Raw genomic sequence first — 19,188 nt, forward strand, 5'->3', positions numbered from 1 at the left:
GGTTTATATGTGCGCCTGAAACTGGAGGAAACCCCGGTCTTCGCCAAGGCCATTGCGCGTCATGAACGGGTCAGGATGCCGATCGTGGAAACCTTCAGCCAGCACTGGAAACCCATGCTGCTGGGGGCCGCCTCGATGGTGGTGTGCTACGCGCTGTTTTATATATCGACGGTGTTTTCGCTGAGCTACGGGGTTTCCACCCTGGGCTACAGCCGGGAAACCTTCCTTGGCCTGCTGTGCTTCGCGGTGCTGTTCATGGCGGCAGCAACGCCGCTGTCGGCACTGGCAAGTGATCGCTTCGGGCGCAAGCCGGTGCTGATTGTCGGCGGCATACTGGCGATTATCTCCGGCTTTCTCATGGAGCCCCTGCTCACCCAGGGCTCGACCTGGGGCGTTGCGCTGTTTCTGTGTATCGAGCTATTCCTGATGGGCGTGACCTTCGCCCCAATGGGCGCGCTGCTGCCGGAACTGTTCCCGACCCACGTGCGCTATACCGGCGCATCGGCAGCCTACAACCTGGGCGGAATAGTCGGCGCCTCGGTTGCGCCTTTCTTCGCACAGAAACTGGTGGCAATGGGCGGTTTGAGCTGGGTCGGCGGTTACGTGTCGGCAGCAGCGCTGATCAGCCTGCTGGCTGTGCTGTGCCTGAAAGAGACGCGGGACAAGGAGCTGTAATCTTCGCGAAAGGTGGAGACTGTGTGGGAGCTATTTATTCGCGAAAACTTCGCGAATGAGCGGAGCGCCGTCCGATTCGCTCCCACAGAGACTAATTGCTTACAGAATAACGTTAACCGCCGCCGAAGCACGGGTTGCCTTGGCGCGGGCAGCTTCGATGGACTCGTCGCGAGCCAGGGCTACGCCCATGCGGCGCTGGCCGTTGACTTCGGGCTTGCCGAACAGACGCAAGGCGGTATCAGGCTCGGCCAGGGCAGCGCCCAGATTGGCGAAGGCGGTTTGCGTGGACTGACCTTCAACCAGAATCACCGACGAAGCCGATGGCCCGAACTGACGGATCAGCGGCACGGGCAGGCCGAGAATGGCGCGGGCATGCAGGGCGAACTGCGACAGGTCCTGGGAAATCAGGGTCACCAGACCGGTGTCATGCGGGCGCGGCGAAACTTCGCTGAACCATACCTGATCACCCTTGATGAACAACTCGACACCAAAGATGCCACGACCACCCAGAGCTTCGGTCACCGCCTTGGCAACCCGCTCGGACTCAGCCAGCGCAACCGGGCTCATGGCCTGTGGCTGCCAGGATTCCTGATAATCGCCCTTCTCCTGGCGATGACCAACCGGCGCACAGAACGTGGTGCCACCGACATGGCGCACGGTCAGCAGAGTGATTTCATAATCGAAATCGATAAAGCCTTCGACGATAACCCGACCTTTACCGGCACGACCGCCTTCCTGCGCGTAATCCCAGGCTTTCTGGATGTCATCGGCGCTCTTGAGCAGGCTTTGGCCCTTGCCCGACGAACTCATGACCGGCTTGACCACGCAAGGGAAACCCAGGTCAAGGACCGCTTTGCTGTAGTCCTCGAAGGTATCGGCAAAGTGATACGGCGACGTCGGCAGCTTCAGCTCTTCAGCGGCCAGACGACGAATGCCTTCACGGTTCATGGTCAGCTGTGCAGCACGGGCCGTCGGGATGACGGTAAAACCTTCAGACTCCAGCTCGACCAGGGTCGCAGTGGCGATGGCTTCGATTTCCGGAACGATGAAGTGCGGCTTCTCGGCCTCGACCACGGCACGCAGCGCTGCACCGTCAAGCATGTTGATCACATGGCTGCGATGCGCGACCTGCATGGCCGGCGCATCGGCATAACGGTCAACGGCGATCACTTCGACGCCCAGGCGTTGCAGCTCGATCACGACTTCCTTGCCCAGCTCGCCACTGCCGCAGAACAGTACGCGGGTCGCGGTAGGCGAAAGTGGAGTTCCGATTTGAGTCATCTCAGGTCCTCGTGAAGCAGATATCGATGGCAGCCCGCCGTATGCGAGCGACCGCTAGGAAGAAAGGCGCGCAATTTACCACGAAGCCCTGCAAATGGGGGCTCAACCCGGACAGGCGTTCTTGCGGATACGCCAGGCCATGATCAGCCAGACAGCCGTCACGCCAGCAAACTTGGAGCCCAGCGCAGTCAACAGCACAGGCGCCGTCAGGGCGTCGATCATGCCAAAGAAAATAAAGGTGTCCAGCGGAATGCTCAGCGCGGAACTGATCCACAGGCGATCATGCAGCGGGCGCTTGGTGATGCTGAACACCAGCCAGTCGATGCATTCGGAAACGGCAAAGGCCGTGGCGCTGGCCAGGGCGATGGCTGGCTCGCTGGTGACGTAGGACAGCATCAACGCCACCAGCATGGCGAGAATCGCGCCATGCCCGAAACGGGTCTGCACCATATCGCGCAGGACAAACACCAGCCCGCCCCAGGCCGACCAGATGATGTCCAGATGCGGAGCGGTGGAAAAGGCGAAGTTGATCAGCACGACACTGCTGATGTAGGCGATCAGGAAAAGCATGGGGCAAGGTCTTGGAGAGAAAAGACGGCAATGGTAGCAGAATGGCGGACTGGCGAATGCCCAGGCAAAGGGCGCTTCATAGCTGCGTGGGAGCGGGTTTATCCGCGAAGACAGTATTCCAGGCGCTGGATTTTCTACTGAATGTACCGGCTCTTCGCGAATGAACTGGCTCCCACCGGGTAGAGAAACACCTCAGCCAACGCTCCAGACCACTCCGCTGGCCCGGGCCCGCTCCTCACACAACCCCAGCACAGCGCGCCGCTCTTCATTGCTCATGCGGCTCCAGCCAGTGATCTCGCCTACTGTCCGCTGGCAGCCGGTGCAGATATCGTCATCGTCCAGGGCGCAGATGCTGACGCAAGGTGAGCGGACGGGCTTTTCAGTTATCGATTCAGTGCTCATCAATCTTCCTGCACCGCGAGGTCACGGGCGTAACGCTGGGCGTTGTGAACATAATGCGCGGCGCTGGCTTCGAGCATTTTCTTCTGGATATCGGTGAGTTCACGCACCACCTTGCCCGGCGAGCCCATCACCAGAGAGCCATCGGGAATGATCTTGCCTTCACCAATCAGCGAATTGGCGCCAATGATGCAGTATTTGCCAATCCTTGCGCCGTTGAGAATCACCGAGTTGATGCCGATCAGGCTGTAATCGTCGACGCTGCAACCATGCAGCATGACGTTGTGGCCGATAGTGACACCTTTGCCTATCTGCAGCGGCGAGCCCATATCGGTGTGCATCACCGTGCCGTCCTGCACATTGCTGTTCTCGCCGATATGAATCAATTCGTTATCGCCGCGCAGCACGGCGTTGAACCAGACACTCGCCCCGGCCTCCAGCCTGACCTTGCCGATCAGCACCGCATTGGGCGCGACCCAGCTTTGCGGATCGGTCTCGACACGGGAGTCTCCCAGGCGATATTTCATGGTGTTTCCTCAGGCTGATGACCGTGCTCGACGGCACGGTTCGTTATGAATGGCCACTCAGGTGGTAGAACGCTCGGGCGGGTGATGCAGGCTGATCTTCGCGTCATACAGCACATTGACCAGCTCGACGATCATGATTGCCGTCAGCCCCCAGATCTTGTATCCGCCATAACGATAGCTCGGCACATACCAACTGCGACCTTCATAGTCGATCCGGTGGGTGTGTTCGCGAGTATCCTGGCGGAAGAATTCCAGAGGCACGCTGAAAACTGCAGCGATTTCCGCATCATTGGGCCGGTATTCGACAAAATCGGGAATCACTCCGACATAAGGCGTGACCTTGATGCCATGCTTGGAAATGAGCGGGCTCAACGGGCCAACAATCTCGACCAGCCCCGGCGGCAAGCCGATTTCCTCTTCTGCCTCGCGCAGGGCCGTAAAGACCAGATCGGGATCTCCCGGATCGCGCCGCCCGCCAGGAAAGGCCACTTCCCCGCCATGGGTGGAAAGCCCGCTGGCGCGCAGGGTCAGGATCAACTCGGGTTCGTCATTGCGGGTGACGGGCAGCAACACCGCCGCCTCGGGGAATTGACGATCCGTCTCAAGAGTATCTGGCGTATGACTGCTTACCCGCAGAAGTAGCTCATCCAGCATGGGAAGTCTCGATCTGTTGCACTCCAGGCATCATGCACCAAAGCGACGAACTGCCCAACCCCCATGCAGGACTGTCATACAATCGCAAAACTTGCCGATCTGCCTTGCCGCAAGCCAAGATAGCGTCGGCTTTAACGGATTGAACGAAAACATGAAATTCTGCAGTCAGTGCGGTAACCCGGTCATCCTGCGCATTCCCGAAGGCGACAGTCGCCTGCGGCATGTATGTGAACAGTGCCACACCATTCATTACCAGAACCCGAATATCGTTGCTGGCTGCCTGGTCACGCATGGCGACAAGATCCTGCTGTGCCGCCGCGCCATCGAGCCGCGCCACGGGTTCTGGACGCTGCCGGCCGGGTTCATGGAAAACGGCGAAACCATCGAGCAGGCGGCGCGCCGCGAAACCATCGAGGAAGCCTGCGCCACGCTGACCGAGCTACATCTGTATGCCTTGATCGACGTACCGCATATCAATCAGGTGCATGTGTTCTACCGTAGCGAGCTCGCGACTGCAGAATTCGCCGCCGGGGTCGAAAGCCTGGAAGTGCAATTATTCGACGAAGCAGACATTCCATGGCAGGACCTGGCTTTCATGACAGTCAGGCGTACCCTAGAATACTTCTTCGCGGACAGACGCCAGCAGGCTTACCCGGTGCATACCAGCGCCCTGCCAGCCTCGCGACCGATACAAGAAAACTGATCGAACCTGTACCTCAATGCTTTCAGGGATATCGCAATGCGCTGGCTGTTCGCTTTCTTCTGCATGACGTTCGTTCCGCTGTCGCAAGCGGCCTTTACCCAGACCATCGTGCCCAAGGGCAGCGAACAGAAAATCATCGATAACAAGGTCATCAACACACAAAGCATTGCCGACCGGAAAATCGACAAGGTGCTGGTCCTGAAATCGGCACGTCAGTTACAACTGATCAGCGATGGCGAAGCGCTCAAGACCTATCGCATTTCCCTGGGCCGAAACCCCAAGGGGACCAAGCTGCAGGAAGGCGACCAACGCACGCCGGAAGGTTTCTACTGGATCGACTGGCGCAAGCCCAGCAACAACTACAACCTGTCGATGCATATCTCCTACCCGAACATTTCCGATGCAGCGCGCGCGCGTCGCGAAGGCGTCAAGCCTGGCAGCATGATCATGCTGCACGGCACGCCCGTGGATGAAGAGTATCCGGAGTGGTATTTCCATACCCTGGACTGGACCAATGGCTGCATCGCGCTGAAGAACAACGACATGCGCGAAGTCTGGAATCTGGTGAAGGACGGCACGATGATCGAGATCAGGCCGTAGATACATTTTCGCGAATGAATTCGCTCCTACAGCAGGAGCGAATTCATTCGCGAACATAGAGGCAACTTCTTCTAAAACGCTTCCAACCGCCACACTTCATAAGCTGGCGTTTCATACGGGTGGCTTTGCTTGAGAGCCACCACTGCCTGATGAATCAACTCATCGGCCACGACCATCTCGACTTTCCACTCCTCGACCGTCTCGACCACGCCACCCTGCCCAATAAATGGCTGACTGCCATCCAGCGGGCGGAACTGGCCCTGACCGAGCACTTGCCATGAACAGTGATCATAAGCGCCGATTCGCCCTGCCCCAGCAGCGAATACGGCACTCTTGACCTGCTCTACATGGCTCGCAGGAACAAAAAAGGCGAGCTTGTACATGACCGCTTAGTTAACCCAGACCCGAGCGTTGCGGAACATGCGCATCCAGGCGCCGTCTTCGCTCCACTCTTCCGGACGCCAGGAGTTCTGCACGGCACGGAACACGCGCTCAGGGTGCGGCATCATGATGGTGACGCGCCCGTCGCGAGTGGTCATGCCGCCAATACCGCGCGGCGAGCCGTTCGGGTTGGCCGGATAGGTTTCGGTGACCTTGCCGTGGTTGTCCACGAAGCGCAGAGCAACGGTGCCGGAGATATCGGCTTCGAGCAGTGCATCGTCGTGCTGGAACTCGGCATGACCTTCACCGTGAGCGATGGCGATCGGCATACGCGAACCGGCCATGCCTTGCAGGAAGATCGATGGCGACTCCTGGATCTGGACCATGGCAACACGCGCCTCGAACTGCTCGGAACGGTTACGCACGAAGTGCGGCCAGAACTCGCTGCCCGGAATCAGCTCGTGCAGGTTGGACAACATCTGGCAGCCGTTGCAGACACCGAGGGTGAAGCTGTCGGTACGCTCGAAGAAGCCCTGGAACGCATCGCGGGCACGGCTGTTGAACAAGGCCGACTTGGCCCAGCCCTCACCGGCACCCAGTACGTCGCCGTAAGAGAAGCCGCCGCAGGCAACCATGCCCTTGAAGTCGTTCAGGTCGACACGACCGGCCAGGATGTCGCTCATGTGCACGTCGATGGCATTGAAGCCGGCGCGGTCGAACGCTGCCGCCATCTCGACCTGACCGTTGACACCCTGCTCGCGCAACACGGCAACCTGAGGACGAACGCCTTTCTTGATGTACGGTGCCGCGATGTCATCGTTGACGTCGAAGCCCAGCTTGACGGTCAGGCCCGGATTGTCTTCTTCGAGAAGAGCATCGAACTCCTGATCAGCGCACTCGGCGTTATCGCGCAGACGCTGGATCTGGTAGCTGGTTTCCGACCATTGACGCTGCAGCAGACGGCGCTGGCCGCTGAATACCGACTCGCCGGCGAAGCTGATGGCAACTTCGTCGTTGTTCACCGGCTTGCCGATGACCGATACGCAGTCTTCCAGACCGGCAGCGCTGAACTGGGCCAGAACCAGTGGAGTCGCGTCCTGACGAACCTGGATGACCGCACCCAGTTCTTCGTTGAACAGGATCGAGGCCAGTTCGGCAGAGGTTTCAGCCAGGCTGTCGAGGTACAGGTTCAGGCCGCAATGACCGGCAAAGGCCATTTCCAGCACGCTGACCAGCAGACCACCGTCGGAACGGTCGTGGTAAGCCAGCAGGTGACCGTCGGCATTCAGGCCCTGGATGACGGCGAAGAACGCCTTGAGGTCTTCGGCGTCATCGACATCCGGCGCAACACGACCGAGCTTGCCGTGAACCTGGGACAGGATCGAGGCGCCCATGCGGTTCTGGCCACGACCCAGGTCGATCAGGATCAGGTCGGTTTCGCCCTTGTCCATGCGCAGCTCTGGAGTCAGGGTCTTGCGAATATCGGAAACAGGGGCGAAGCCGGTCACGATCAGCGACAGCGGCGAGGTCACGCTCTTCTCGGTGCCCTCATCGCTCCAGCGGGTCTTCATGGACATCGAGTCCTTGCCCACCGGAATGGTCAGGCCCAGCTCAGGGCACAGTTCCATACCAACGGCCTTGACCGTGTCGTACAGACGCGCGTCTTCACCCGGGTGACCGGCAGCCGACATCCAGTTGGCCGACAGTTTGATGTCGGACAGCTTTTCAATGCGCGAGGCAGCGATGTTGGTGAGGGTTTCACCGATGGCCATACGACCGGACGCCGGAGCATCCAGCAGCGCCAGCGGAGTACGCTCGCCCATGGCCATGGCTTCGCCGGTGTTGACGTCGAAACTGGTTGCAGTCACGGCGCAGTCGGCCACAGGCACCTGCCACGGACCGACCATCTGATCGCGGGCCACCAGACCGGTGATGCTGCGGTCGCCGATGGTGATCAGGAAGCTCTTGCTGGCTACCGCCGGGTGACGCAGGACACGTTGCACGCTGTCTTCGATGCTCAGCGTGCTCGGGTCGAAATCATCGCCCTGCTCGGCTTCACGCTCGACCGAACGGTGCATGCGTGGCGCCTTGCCCAACAGCACTTCCAGCGGCATGTCCACCGGGCTGTTGCCGAAATGGCTGTCGGTAACGGTCAGTTGCGGCTCGGCAGTGGCTTCGCCGACCACCGCGAAAGGGCAGCGCTCGCGCTCGCAGATTGCCTTGAAACGCTCGAAATCTGTGGCGGAAACGGCCAGGACGTAACGTTCCTGAGACTCGTTGCTCCAGATTTCCAGCGGGGCCATGCCCGGCTCGTCGTTGGGTACGTTACGCAGCTCGAAACGACCGCCACGGCCACCATCGTTGACCAGCTCAGGGAAAGCGTTGGACAGACCGCCCGCGCCCACATCGTGGATGAAGCTGATCGGGTTTCTGTCGCCCAGTTGCCAGCAACGGTCGATGACTTCCTGGCAACGACGCTCCATTTCCGGGTTTTCCCGCTGAACGGACGCGAAGTCGAGGTCGGCGGAACTGGTGCCGGTCGCCATGGACGAAGCTGCGCCGCCACCCAGGCCGATCAGCATCGCCGGGCCGCCGAGGACGATCAGTTTGGAACCGACCTCGATCTCGCCTTTCTGGACGTGCTCGGCACGAATGTTACCCATACCGCCAGCCAGCATGATCGGCTTGTGGTAACCGCGAACTTCGTCGCCGTGCGGGGTGCTGATGGACTGCTCGAAAGTACGGAAGTAACCGGTCAGCGCCGGACGGCCGAACTCGTTGTTGAACGCCGCGCCACCCAGCGGGCCTTCAATCATGATGTCCAGCGCGGTCACGATGCGCTCGGGTTTGCCGTAAGGCACTTCCCACGGCTGTACGAAGCCCGGAATCTGCAGGTTGGATACGGTGAAACCGGTCAGGCCAGCCTTCGGCTTGGCGCCACGGCCGGTTGCGCCTTCGTCGCGAATCTCGCCACCGGAACCGGTCGATGCACCCGGGAACGGAGCAATGGCGGTCGGGTGGTTGTGCGTCTCGACTTTCATCAGGATATGCACAGGCTCCTGCACCGCGCCGTACTGGCGGGTTTCAGGATCCGGGAAGAAACGTCCGGCCACGTTACCGACGATCACCGAAGCGTTGTCCTTATAAGCAGACAGAACGCCTTCGCTGTGCATCTGGTAGGTGTTCTTGATCATGCCGAACAGGCTTTTTTCCTGGCTTTGACCGTCGATATCCCAACTGGCGTTGAAGATCTTGTGACGGCAATGCTCGGAGTTGGCCTGGGCGAACATCATCAGTTCGATGTCGTGAGGGTTGCGCCCCAGACCATTGAAGCTGGTGACCAGATAGTCGATTTCGTCTTCAGCAAGGGCCAGGCCCAGCTCGACGTTGGCTTTTTCCAGTGCGGCGCGACCGCCACCGAGGATATCCACGGCAGTCAGCGGCCTTGGTTCGGCATGGCTGAACAGACCGGCGGCCTGTTCGAGGTTGTCCAGAACCAGCTGGGTCATGCGGTCATGCAGGCTGTCGGCAATTGCCTGAGCCTCGACATCGCTGAACTGGCCTTCTACATAGAAGGCAATACCACGCTCCAGGCGCTGGATCTTGGCCAGGCCACAGTTGCGGGCGATATCGCTGGCCTTGCTCGACCATGGCGAAATAGTGCCAAAACGTGGCAACACCAGGAACAGACGACCGCTCGGCTCTTGAACCGGCACGCTTGGGCCGTATTTCAGAAGACGGTCGAGAACCTGCTGTTCTTCGCTGGACAGAACGCCAGTGACGTCAGCGAAGTGAGCGAATTCAGCGTACAAGCCACTGACAGCTGAAACCTTTTGTTTCAGTTGTTCTAGTAATTTGCTGTGGCGGAAGGCAGAAAGGGCAGGAGCACCGCGCAGGATCAACATCTTCGGGACAGCCTCGGGAAGGGGGTGTGCTTTGAGGCCACGCATTCTAGCCTAAAGCGGCCCTTTGAGCACTCAAAACGGCGACCCTGAATGTGCCCGAATGTCGCTTCTTTGCAGAAAACACCTTCTTTTTTCGCAAAATACCCTCTCCTATCAGACACAAGCCTTGCTGTCGAGATATGGCGGCACCGGTGCTTTGCGTATACTGCACCGATGTTCTCCCTAGCAGATTTCCGCCCTCGTTGCGCCAGATGGCTCATCGCAACCGGACTCTTCCTGATGCTCAGCGCCTGTGTGGATAAACCCAGCACACTGGAGCGAGTCAAGGAGGATGGCGTTCTGCGCGTTGTCACCCGTAACAGCCCCGCCACTTATTTCCAGGATCGCAACGGTGAAACCGGCTTCGAGTATGAGCTGGTCAAGCGTTTTGCCGAAGATCTGGGCGTAGAACTCAAGATCGAAACCGCCGACAACCTGGACGACCTGTTCGAGCAGTTGAACAAGCCGGGCGGCCCTGTGCTGGCGGCTGCCGGGCTGATCGATACCGTTGAGCGCAAGCAACAGGCGCGCTTCTCGCATCCTTATCTGGAAGTCACGCCACAGGTTGTCTACCGCAACGGCCAGTCACGCCCTACCGACACCGGCGATCTGGCAGGCAAGCGCATCATGGTGCTCAAGGGCAGCAGTCATGCCGAACAACTCGCGGCTCTCAAGGCACAGAATCCCGGCCTGGAATATGAAGAGTCGGATGCCGTCGAAGTGGTCGACCTGCTGCGCATGGTCGATGAAGGCCAGATCGACCTGACACTGGTCGACTCCAACGAACTGGCCATGAACCAGGTCTACTTCCCCAACGTGCGCGTGGCCTTCGACCTGGGCGAAGCCCGGGAACAGCGCTGGGCCGTGGCACCGGGCGAAGACAACAGCCTGCTGAACGAAATCAACGCCTATCTGGACAAGGTTGAAAAGAACGGCACCCTGCAGCGTCTCAAGGACCGTTACTACGGCCACGTCGATGTTCTGGGCTATGTGGGCGCCTATACCTTCGCCCAGCACCTGCAGGAACGCCTGCCCAAATACGAAAAACACTTCCAGGCCTCGGCCAAGAAAGAGCAGGTCGACTGGAGACTGCTGGCCGCCATCGGTTATCAGGAATCGCTATGGCAGCCCACTGTCACCTCCAAGACCGGCGTTCGCGGCCTGATGATGCTGACCCAGAACACCGCACAGGCCATGGGCGTGACCAACCGGCTCGACGCCAAGCAAAGCATTCAGGGTGGGGCCAAGTACTTCGCCTACGTCAAAGATCAACTGGATGAAGAGATACAAGAGCCAGATCGTACCTGGCTGGCTCTCGCTTCCTACAACGTTGGCGGCGGTCACCTTGAAGATGCCCGCAAACTGGCCGAGAACGAAGGGCTGGACCCCAACAAATGGCTGGACGTGAAAAAGATGCTGCCCCGCCTGTCCCAGAAGAAGTGGTACAGCAAGACCCGCTATGGCTATGCCCGCGGCGGCGAACCGGTGCATTTTGTCGCCAACATCCGCCGCTACTACGACATTCTGACCTGGGTCACGCAGCCACAACTGGAAGGCAATCAGGTGGCAGAAAGCAATCTGCATGCACCCGGCGTCGACAAGACCAAGCCCACTCAAACACCACAGGCCGATGAGCAGAAACAGACGCCGGCACTCTGACCGACGCCAAGCCTAGCCCTTGCTCGCAGCCCGGCGCATTCTGAAGAACTCGCTCAACATCGTCCCGCACTCCTCCGCCAGCACGCCGCCTTCATACAACACTCGATGGTTGAGAAATCCCTGGGTGAAAAACTGCCCCTGGCTTTGCACAATACCTGCCTTGGGTTCCAGCGCACCGTAAACCACACGGGCCACACGCGAGTGAACGATCAGCCCCGCGCACATGCTGCATGGCTCCAGCGTCACGTACAGCGTACTGCCGGGCAGGCGATAGTTATCGAGTGCCCTGGCCGCATCGCGGATGGCGACCATCTCGGCATGGGCGCTGGGATCGCTGCCGCTGATCGGGCAGTTATAGCCACGGCCAATGATCGCGCCATCCTGCACCAGCACCGCTCCCACCGGCACTTCGCCCAGCCGCGCACCTTCGGCAGCCAGCGCCAGCGCTTCGCGCATGAAATCCTGATCGCGACTGCGATCGATGATCGGTGGCTGACGCATCAGGAAACCTCTATCGCGGCCATGAGCCCGGTTTCCATGTGATCGATCACATGGCAGTGGAACATCCACACACCGGGATTATCCGCGACCAGCGCAACCCGCGCCCGCTCATTGCGGCCCAGCAGGAAGGTATCGGTGAAGTACGGGATGATTTTGCGGCGATTGGAAGCGATCACCTTGAAACTCATGCCATGCAAATGGATCGGGTGCTGGTACTGAGTCATGTTCTTCAACTCGAAGATGTAACTCTTGCCCAACTGCAGCCGGGCGATAGGCCGGTCCGCGCAGGTCTTGTCGGTGATGTCCCAGGCCTCGCCGTTGATCTGCCAGAGGCTCGGCGGCTTGCCATTGTCGGTATTGACCGACATGGAGCCGACCCACTCGAAGTTGAAATTGATCTTCTCGGCATTATCCAGATCCGGCTCGGCAATCGGATTGGCCGGCAACTCGGGCGGCCACTGGCCTGGCGCATCGTTATTGGCCACCGAACGGAACGTCCCCAGGCGTACCGGACCGTTGCGCAAGGCAATTTCCTCGCCCGCAGCCGGTGCCTTGATGGCCAGACAGATACGCATGCCCGGCCCTAACCAGTATTCCTCACCGAACGGACGAGGCGTGACCGGATTGCCATCCAGCGCATAGATCTGCGCTTCGGCGTCCGGCAGGTTGAGGCGATAGGTCACGGTGTTGTCGAGATTGAGCAGGCGCACCCGGGTAATCTGCCCGGCAGGCAGATCGATGACCGCCTGCGCAATGCCGTTCAGTGTCGAGAGCCGCCCCGCCGTCCCTTCACGGGCCGCTTCGCGCAGAACACTGAACTCGGTAAAAGCGCCCTCTTCGTCCACATGCCAGCTTTTCAGGTTGACCGTGCGCTCGTGCAGGAAACCCGTGGGTTCGCGCTCTTCGACAATCAGCGGCCCTACCAGCCCGCGCCCCAGCTCTTCGCTGCTGCTGACGTGCGGGTGATACCAGTAGCTGCCGGCATCCTGCACCAGAAACTTGTAATCGAAATACTCGCCCGGCTTGACCGGCAACTGCGACACATAAGGCACGCCGTCCATTTCCAGCGGCAAGCGGATACCGTGCCAGTGAATGGTGGTTTCGACCGGTAGCTGGTTGATGAAGCGCAACCGCAGCCACTCGCCCTGACGCACACGCAACTCGGTACCCGGCGCAGAACCGCCAAACGCCCAGGCCGGCGTCTTGTGCCCGGCAACCAGTTCGACATCCAGCGGCGCAGCAATCAACTCGAAATCATGCCCTTCGCCCGGCCCACGCCGGCCCAGCCAGTAACGCGAAGCCCCACCCGCGCCCAGCCCCACAACGGCAAGACCGACCAGGCCTCCGAGTATTTGTCGACGGGTAAAGGACATGAAACAAACACCTCAAAAACGACTGCGGGATGCACCTGAGAGCAGATGCGAGGGGCGAATACGATACACGTGCGGATGAGAAACAGTAAGGTCAGAGCAAGTGGCTCACGTGATCCGATAACCTCTGCGCTCATCGAACTGCTCATACTTTTGCGAGACGGATGGATCGCTGAATGCTCCCTCAACCGTATTAGAGGAAGCGACTCCATCAAGGCCTTGAATGGATTGAATGGCCATCCCCCAGCGAGCTGGCTCAAGAGGCGGCTTTATGAAGGCTTTCAAATAATCGTCCAGAATACCTTTATCGGGTGTTTCGATTTCCCCACTCAACGCCGAAAGGTATGCCGACTTGCAGGTGCCGCCCCAATCAATCGAGAAACCTGCACGATGACACAGCACAGTGTGGACAGTGAGCATAGTGCGACCATTGCCATCGAGAAAAGGATGCCCATAAGCGAACAACCCCATGACCAGGCCGGGAGACTCCTTGAGAGTCACACCATCCTGAGCAAGGCGCAGACCTTCCTCCACAGCTCTTTGAGCATCCCGAGGGTGACAGAACAGCGTGTCGGCTTTTGAAATAGCAATATCGGGCGCTACCCGCATTCGGTCCTGCCCGGCCCAAGGGTAGAAATCACCAAACAATATCTTGTGAACCTGAAGAAAATCGCTGTAGCCAATAACGCGGCGCCCTGCGAGATAAGTCATGGCATCCGAGAGGTTTGCAGTAAACAGATTGTGCTCAAGACGCTTCACAATATTGGGGTTTTTCTCCCCTTCGTAATTTCGCAGATAGCCCTTGTCTTCAAAGTCCTTGAAAGGATCAAACACTCTCTTTCTCCCTCAAATAGTTGGTCAGCAATTTCCGCATCTCACTGCCCGTGACTTTGTTCTGTTTTCTCAAGGCAATGACCAATTGCTCTACAGGATCTGTGTCTACATCGTCATCTGCCAACCTGGACACATTCTCGGCCCACTCGTCCGCGTAGGTTTTCACATAGGAAACCTCAAAGCTCTCGGCAAGCTTCACGACATAATGGCCAACACCGGTCGTAGGAATGTTCAAATCACCGGTCTTCAAATCACGCAGACTTGTGCCTGAACACTCTGCAGGAGGCACCTGGCCATAAATGTAAACTACCGATCTTTCACCTATAGACAGCTTGCGACGTATACGCCGACGACCGGAAATACAGATTTCTACGGGGCTGTCGGAAGAGACTTCCGACACTGCTCTATACAGGTTTGTAGTGGGGACCCAGGCATGGTGACCCAACCTGCCAAGAGCCTCCAATGCCAGACGCTCAAGGTCTTGAACAGGAGTGATGGCGCCTGTGGCTGGCTCCCTGAAGGACTTGGCATAAACGCCTTGTCCCATCTGGACAAGCTCTCCCTGCTTCTGCAAGCGGGAAAGCACAAGTGAAACCTGGGAGCGACTGCCCAGATCAGAGATATCGGCTCGCAGAACGATGCTGCCCGAACTATGACTGATGGCCCTGCGCACTTTCTCTTCAAGGGTCATGCACATACCTCCCGAAACCGAATGGCAATTTTACCACCATCAGAAACAAGCGTCCTCTTCCCAAAAGGCTGACGTGGCGGAGTCAATTGATAGCCTCCCATACCCAGATCTCCCGAAATAAACCGGCTAAAAACGCACTTTGATACTGCACTCAATACAAACGATTCTCGTTTGTGATATTTTCCCGCGCTCGCTTGCATGCCCGTCAAGGTAGCTTTATGTCCGGTTCAGATCTCAAGGCGCTCTATCTCGCCCATCGTGAAGAAATTCAGGATTATCTGGATCGTCGTTTGCGTTGCAAGGAGACCGCTGCCGACCTGACTCAGGACACCTTCATCCGCCTGTCCGAGCAGATGGGCCGCACGCGAATAGAAAACTTCCGTGCCTATCTGTTTTCCAGTGCACGCAATCTGTTTATCGACCACACCCGACGCCAGGAGCATCGCAAGAGCGAGCCTCTGGAAGTGCAGGACCTGAGCAGCGCCGGGCAGAAAACGCCAACGCTGGAGCGGACTGCCATCGCCAATCAGCAACTGGCGACCTTGAACCGGGTGATTCAAGACATGCCTGCGCCCTGTCGTGAAGTGTTTCTGATGGTGCGGGTTGAAGGTCTGACCTACGCGGAGATTGGCGAACGGCTCGGAATTTCGCCGAAAACCGCCTATAGCCGCATGGTCAAGGCCCTGGAGTTATTGAAACTCGGCATGTCCCGGTGAATGTTGCACTTGCCTGTATCGGCCTGAACAGCCGACTTATATGCGCAGGCTGGATTACAATAACCCGCCAGTCTTCTTTGCCGTTGAATTGATCAGCCCATGAATTGCGAACCGCCCCACTTCGATTCATCCGCACGTCGGACAGGTGATGTAGATCACCAGGCCAGCGCCTGGTTTGCGTTGATGCATGGCGGCTCGCCGACCCAGGCCGAGCGCGACGAGCTGGCAAGCTGGCTCGCTGCGGCACCCGAACATGCGCAGGCCTATGCGCAACTGGAAAGTCTGTGGGCGGCATCGGCGCAATTGCTGCAACCCGCTGCGCCCGTCGCGCCCGTCCGCCTCTCGCGACGCCGCTTTGTCGGTTTGGGAGTAGCCGCCAGCGCGGTGGCAGTTACGACTGGCGCAACGGGTTTATGGCTCAAGGGGATGGGCTCGCCCTTTGCCGACGTGCGCACCGCCGTGGGCGAGCGCCGCACGGTAAAACTGCCGGATGGATCGAGCGTCGACCTGGCCGGTAACACGGCCCTGAATCTGGACTTTTCAGCTAACCGACGCTCGGTGGAGCTGCTTCAGGGCGAAGCCTTCTTCAACGTGGTTGCGGGCGCTGCCGGTGAGTTCGGCGTCACAACCGAGGCAGGCCGGGTGCTGGCTGGCGAGGGCGAGTTCTGTCTGACCTGCGACAGCACAAGCACACGACTGGCAGTCAGTCGCAAAACCGCGCGCGTGGTCACCGCCACACAGCAGACGGACCTGGGAGAGGGTCTGTCGTTGCGTTTCAGCGCCAGCCAGACCGGCAGCATTCAGCACGCAGAACTGGATCAGATACTCGCCTGGCGCAATGGCCGTTTGGCATTCTTCGACACCCCGCTGCTCACGGTGATCGATGAATTGCAGCGCTGGCGAGAGGGCAAGATCTTCATCATGGACAAGCAACTGGCTGCGCGCCGGGTCAGCCTGATCCTCAATCTGAACAAGCCCGAACAGATGCTCGACGTGCTGGCCCGCGCCCTGCCGGTGCGCACCACTCGCTATACCGATCTGGTTACCCTGATCTATCCCGTCTGAACCGCAACAAGACCCAGCGCGCAAATAATTCACAACGCCATCAGGAATCGCGATTGCTCGTGCGTCTTAACGAGACTGATTGATATTCGCACGCTTGTGCACCTCTCGTAGGAACCACCTGAATGGCAAAGCAACCCAACCAACGCCCCGGAATCGATACACGCTGGCAGCGCACCGCCCTGAGCGCCGCACTCGCGTGTACCCTGCTTGCCGGTGCCATTCAGGCTCATGCTGAATCAGCTCCCGCGACTGTGGCCACAGCGGAAAAACTATCGCTCAATATTCCTGCGCAACAACTGCGTCAGGCTCTGCTGGACTTCAGTCGCCAGTCCGGGCAGAACGTACTGCTTGACGGCAATCTGGACGCGAGCTTGCGCAGCGCTGCCGTCGTCGGCAGCTATTCAGCCGAAGATGCATTGCTGAAGTTACTGCAAAACAGCGGTTACAGCTTCGCCCGCACCGACGCGGCCACGGTCTACCTTGTCCCGGTGGACAACAGGAATGCTGGCAACCAGGTCATCCTTGGTCCTACCCGGATTCAGAATCAGGCTATGTACGACGACGGTTCGAGCCTGGGCTATCAAGGCAAACCCTCCTCCAGCACAACGCGCCTGGGGCTGAGCGACAAGGACACACCGCAGGCGATCACGGTCGTTACCCGCGAGCAAATGGACGATTTCAAACTCAACAGTGTGAAAGAGGCGCTGCGCAACGCGCCTTCAGTTACTGTCGAGCAGTTTGAAACTGATCGCACCGCCTTTACTTCCCGTGGCTTCAAGATCGAAAACTTTGAATACGATGGCATGAGCCTGCCTTTCTCGGGCGGCGTGCTGGTCGGCGATCAGGACATGACCGAATTCGAGCAGGTTGACGTGCTGCATGGCGCCAACGGGCTCATGAGCGGTACGGGGGATCCGTCGGCCACGGTCAATCTTGTCCGCAAGCGGCCTACCGATAACTTCCAGGCCAGAATCGACAGCAGCATCGGCTCCTGGGACAACCGCCGGCTGGGTCTGGATGTATCCGGCCCCCTGACTGACAGCGGCAACGTTCGCGGACGCTTCATCACTTCGCACGACCAGGGTAACTCCTACCTTGACCACTATAGCCACGAGGTCAACGTGGCAGCAGGCCTGCTGGCCTTTGACCTGTCCGATGCCGACACCCTGACCGTCGGCTTTACCCAGCAAAACAGCTACTCGAATGGCAGCACCTGGGGCGCCTTGCCGATCGCCGATTACGCGGGCAACCGCATTCACTACAGCAGCCGCAGCTCCAGCGTCGGTCAACCCTGGACCTACTGGGACGTGCATACCAAACGTGCATTCGTCGAACTGACACACGCTTTCGACAATGGCTGGGCCAGCACCCTCACCCTTGCCGGAATGAGTCAGGATTCCGATACCAAAATGCTCTACGCCATACCGGCAACGGCCAGCGATGCCTACGCCTATATCAACCGCACCACCAGCACGGAACATCAGGTGACGGGTGAGGCGAGATTATCCGGGCCTTTCAGATTGCTCGGACGCGAACACGAATTGACCCTGGGCGCCAATTACGGACGTACCCATCATGACGAGCGCGGACACTATAGAGATGCATCGGGCAACCAGCTTGTCAGCCTCGCCGATGCACTGGCCGGTAACGTGGTACAGCCTGCCTTGACCTACACCGACGACCTCAATACCCAACTGTTCACCGACCGACAAAAAAGCATATTCGCCGGAGCGCGCTTCAGCCTTATGGATGAACTGCACTGGATCGCCGGGGCACGCATGCTCAGCGCCGATGGCGAGGGGGCTGGCTACGGTTCGCCGCACAACACGCGAGTACACGGCAAGGTAACGCCATACACCGGCCTGGTTTATGACCTCACCCCGCAATGGAGCCTTTACACCAGTTGGACCGAGATCTTCAAACCCCAGTACGTGCGCAGCACCAGCGGCGGAATAATCCTGCCACTTGAAGGAAAAAGCATCGAGGCCGGAGTGAAAGGACTTCTGCTCGATGAACGACTGACTGTCACCGCTGCGGTATTCAAGACCGATCAGCAAAACGTCGCCGAACTCACCGGCGAGATAGTCGGAGGCCAATACGTGTATCGCGGCACCAACGTCAAAAGCCGGGGCGTCGAGCTGGGTGCTTCCGGCGAGGTACTGCCGGACCTGGAACTGTCTGGCGGCTATACCTTTGTGCGAATCGAAGACGACGACGGGGACAACGCTCGCAAGTACATCCCCACTCATAGCTTGCGCGGCAGCCTGACTTACCGCCTGCCCGGCCTGCCCCAGGCCAAAGTCGGCACGCGCATCCAATGGCAAAGCGCAACCGAGCTGGATACCAACAGTAATGTCCGGCAAGAGGCCTACGCTCTGGTGGACCTGATGGCCAGCTACGACTTCGACGATCACTGGAGCACATCGCTGAACATGAACAACGTCACCGACCGCAAATACCTGCTGTCGCTGTATCAATCGGCGGGTTCCACCAACTATGGCGCACCGCGCAATCTCACGGCATCCGTTACCTGGAAGTATTGATTCTGCATTAACTATTTAGCGCTTCTCCTGCAACAAGTCGCGACACGCTCACAGGATTCCATACACGAGGTAAAT

Annotated in this window: 18 protein-coding genes; 7 read left to right on the top strand and 11 right to left on the bottom strand. The window is 59.0% G+C overall.

Translation table 11 applies throughout. The features are described from left to right. The coding region (locus ALQ04_RS23720; protein WP_122318153.1) for an MFS transporter at window positions 1–675 on the top strand (675 nt) is incomplete at its 5' end. 99 nt (window positions 676–774) lie between these two features. Here the strand turns inward: ALQ04_RS23720 and purT are convergent. The 5 genes from purT to ALQ04_RS23745 all read right to left on the bottom strand — a co-directional run bounded on the left by purT (window position 775) and on the right by ALQ04_RS23745 (window position 4,106). Beyond that, window positions 775–1,956 carry a formate-dependent phosphoribosylglycinamide formyltransferase gene (purT, locus tag ALQ04_RS23725; protein ID WP_122318154.1) on the bottom strand — a complete coding sequence of 394 codons (1,182 nt, stop codon included), beginning with the start codon at window positions 1,954–1,956 and terminating at the stop codon, window positions 775–777. Between the two features lie 102 nt (window positions 1,957–2,058). Beyond that, on the bottom strand, window positions 2,059–2,526 hold the full coding sequence (locus ALQ04_RS23730; RefSeq protein WP_122318155.1) for a preQ0 transporter: 468 nt from the start codon (window positions 2,524–2,526) through the stop codon (window positions 2,059–2,061). A gap of 192 nt (window positions 2,527–2,718) precedes the next feature. Beyond that, window positions 2,719–2,928: a DUF1289 domain-containing protein gene (locus ALQ04_RS23735; protein WP_122318156.1), complete on the bottom strand. Its 210-nt coding sequence runs from the start codon at window positions 2,926–2,928 to the stop codon at window positions 2,719–2,721. After that, on the bottom strand, window positions 2,928–3,452 hold the full coding sequence (locus tag ALQ04_RS23740; RefSeq protein WP_122318157.1) for a gamma carbonic anhydrase family protein: 525 nt from the start codon (window positions 3,450–3,452) through the stop codon (window positions 2,928–2,930). The genes ALQ04_RS23735 and ALQ04_RS23740 overlap by 1 nt, the downstream gene beginning before the upstream one ends. Before the next feature lie 57 nt (window positions 3,453–3,509). Then, entirely contained in the window at window positions 3,510–4,106 is a 597-nt protein-coding gene (locus ALQ04_RS23745) for a CoA pyrophosphatase (protein ID WP_122318158.1), read from the bottom strand. A 151-nt stretch (window positions 4,107–4,257) separates the two neighbouring features. Between ALQ04_RS23745 and ALQ04_RS23755 the strand changes: the two genes are divergently transcribed. Further along, window positions 4,258–4,809, top strand: coding sequence for an NUDIX hydrolase (locus ALQ04_RS23755; RefSeq protein ID WP_122318159.1), 552 nt, complete (start codon window positions 4,258–4,260; stop codon window positions 4,807–4,809). A 132-nt stretch (window positions 4,810–4,941) separates the two neighbouring features. Next, window positions 4,942–5,409 (top strand): murein L,D-transpeptidase family protein, encoded by a 468-nt coding sequence (locus tag ALQ04_RS23760; protein ID WP_409077288.1) that lies wholly within the window; start codon window positions 4,942–4,944, stop codon window positions 5,407–5,409. A gap of 71 nt (window positions 5,410–5,480) precedes the next feature. Here the strand turns inward: ALQ04_RS23760 and ALQ04_RS23765 are convergent, their stop codons facing one another. Both ALQ04_RS23765 and purL read right to left on the bottom strand, forming a co-directional pair. After that, complete coding sequence (locus ALQ04_RS23765) at window positions 5,481–5,792, bottom strand: YqfO family protein (RefSeq protein ID WP_122318161.1); 312 nt, start codon at window positions 5,790–5,792, stop codon at window positions 5,481–5,483. 6 nt (window positions 5,793–5,798) lie between these two features. Further along, window positions 5,799–9,695, bottom strand: coding sequence for a phosphoribosylformylglycinamidine synthase (gene purL, locus ALQ04_RS23770; protein WP_122318162.1), 3,897 nt, complete (start codon window positions 9,693–9,695; stop codon window positions 5,799–5,801). Window positions 9,696–9,908: 213 nt separating this feature from the next. On the opposite strand from purL, the gene mltF reads away from it, so the two are divergent. Next, the gene (mltF, locus tag ALQ04_RS23775) at window positions 9,909–11,393 is read left to right on the top strand and encodes a membrane-bound lytic murein transglycosylase MltF (RefSeq protein ID WP_122318163.1); all 1,485 of its coding nucleotides are present in this window, start codon (window positions 9,909–9,911) and stop codon (window positions 11,391–11,393) included. Between the two features lie 12 nt (window positions 11,394–11,405). On the opposite strand, the gene tadA is transcribed toward mltF, so the two are convergent. The 4 genes from tadA to ALQ04_RS23795 form a co-directional block, all read right to left on the bottom strand. Further along, window positions 11,406–11,894 (bottom strand): tRNA adenosine(34) deaminase TadA, encoded by a 489-nt coding sequence (gene tadA / locus ALQ04_RS23780; RefSeq protein ID WP_122318164.1) that lies wholly within the window; start codon window positions 11,892–11,894, stop codon window positions 11,406–11,408. Continuing rightward, a complete protein-coding gene (locus tag ALQ04_RS23785; protein ID WP_122318165.1) occupies window positions 11,894–13,267 on the bottom strand; it encodes a multicopper oxidase family protein in 1,374 nt (457 codons plus the stop codon). The genes tadA and ALQ04_RS23785 overlap by 1 nt, the downstream gene beginning before the upstream one ends. Before the next feature lie 105 nt (window positions 13,268–13,372). Then, the gene (locus ALQ04_RS23790; RefSeq protein ID WP_122318166.1) at window positions 13,373–14,098 is read right to left on the bottom strand and encodes a Fic family protein; all 726 of its coding nucleotides are present in this window, start codon (window positions 14,096–14,098) and stop codon (window positions 13,373–13,375) included. Continuing rightward, a complete protein-coding gene (locus ALQ04_RS23795) occupies window positions 14,091–14,789 on the bottom strand; it encodes a DUF6088 family protein (RefSeq protein ID WP_122318167.1) in 699 nt (232 codons plus the stop codon). Before ALQ04_RS23795 ends, ALQ04_RS23790 begins: the two co-directional genes overlap by 8 nt. A 218-nt stretch (window positions 14,790–15,007) precedes the next feature. Here ALQ04_RS23795 and ALQ04_RS23800 point away from each other — a divergent pair, with 218 nt between their 5' ends. From ALQ04_RS23800 to ALQ04_RS23810, 3 genes are all read left to right on the top strand, one after another. Further along, window positions 15,008–15,505, top strand: a complete 498-nt coding sequence (locus ALQ04_RS23800) for an RNA polymerase sigma factor (protein WP_122318168.1) — start codon at window positions 15,008–15,010, stop codon at window positions 15,503–15,505. Between the two features lie 99 nt (window positions 15,506–15,604). After that, on the top strand, window positions 15,605–16,570 hold the full coding sequence (locus ALQ04_RS23805) for a FecR family protein (RefSeq protein WP_122318169.1): 966 nt from the start codon (window positions 15,605–15,607) through the stop codon (window positions 16,568–16,570). 122 nt (window positions 16,571–16,692) lie between these two features. Continuing rightward, window positions 16,693–19,113 carry a TonB-dependent receptor gene (locus ALQ04_RS23810; protein WP_122318170.1) on the top strand — a complete coding sequence of 807 codons (2,421 nt, stop codon included), beginning with the start codon at window positions 16,693–16,695 and terminating at the stop codon, window positions 19,111–19,113. Window positions 19,114–19,188: the final 75 nt, after the last annotated feature.

Source organism: Pseudomonas cichorii (assembly GCF_003700275.1).
In the GTDB taxonomy this organism is placed as follows: domain Bacteria; phylum Pseudomonadota; class Gammaproteobacteria; order Pseudomonadales; family Pseudomonadaceae; genus Aquipseudomonas; species Aquipseudomonas cichorii_B.

Excerpts from the sequence above, each read along its gene's own strand:
- ALQ04_RS23755 (WP_122318159.1), top strand. The coding sequence starts at position 4,258 with ATGAAATTCTGCAGTCAGTGCGGTAACCCGGTCATCCTGCGCATTCCC.
- ALQ04_RS23810 (WP_122318170.1), top strand. The coding sequence starts at position 16,693 with ATGGCAAAGCAACCCAACCAACGCCCCGGAATCGATACACGCTGGCAG.
- ALQ04_RS23800 (WP_122318168.1), top strand. The coding sequence starts at position 15,008 with ATGTCCGGTTCAGATCTCAAGGCGCTCTATCTCGCCCATCGTGAAGAA.
- purL (WP_122318162.1), bottom strand. The coding sequence starts at position 9,695 with ATGTTGATCCTGCGCGGTGCTCCTGCCCTTTCTGCCTTCCGCCACAGC.
- purT (WP_122318154.1), bottom strand. The coding sequence starts at position 1,956 with ATGACTCAAATCGGAACTCCACTTTCGCCTACCGCGACCCGCGTACTG.
- ALQ04_RS23730 (WP_122318155.1), bottom strand. The coding sequence starts at position 2,526 with ATGCTTTTCCTGATCGCCTACATCAGCAGTGTCGTGCTGATCAACTTC.
- ALQ04_RS23785 (WP_122318165.1), bottom strand. The coding sequence starts at position 13,267 with ATGTCCTTTACCCGTCGACAAATACTCGGAGGCCTGGTCGGTCTTGCC.
- ALQ04_RS23765 (WP_122318161.1), bottom strand. The coding sequence starts at position 5,792 with ATGTACAAGCTCGCCTTTTTTGTTCCTGCGAGCCATGTAGAGCAGGTC.
- ALQ04_RS23805 (WP_122318169.1), top strand. The coding sequence starts at position 15,605 with ATGAATTGCGAACCGCCCCACTTCGATTCATCCGCACGTCGGACAGGT.
- ALQ04_RS23735 (WP_122318156.1), bottom strand. The coding sequence starts at position 2,928 with ATGAGCACTGAATCGATAACTGAAAAGCCCGTCCGCTCACCTTGCGTC.
- ALQ04_RS23745 (WP_122318158.1), bottom strand. The coding sequence starts at position 4,106 with ATGCTGGATGAGCTACTTCTGCGGGTAAGCAGTCATACGCCAGATACT.
- ALQ04_RS23740 (WP_122318157.1), bottom strand. The coding sequence starts at position 3,452 with ATGAAATATCGCCTGGGAGACTCCCGTGTCGAGACCGATCCGCAAAGC.
- mltF (WP_122318163.1), top strand. The coding sequence starts at position 9,909 with ATGTTCTCCCTAGCAGATTTCCGCCCTCGTTGCGCCAGATGGCTCATC.
- ALQ04_RS23795 (WP_122318167.1), bottom strand. The coding sequence starts at position 14,789 with ATGACCCTTGAAGAGAAAGTGCGCAGGGCCATCAGTCATAGTTCGGGC.
- tadA (WP_122318164.1), bottom strand. The coding sequence starts at position 11,894 with ATGCGTCAGCCACCGATCATCGATCGCAGTCGCGATCAGGATTTCATG.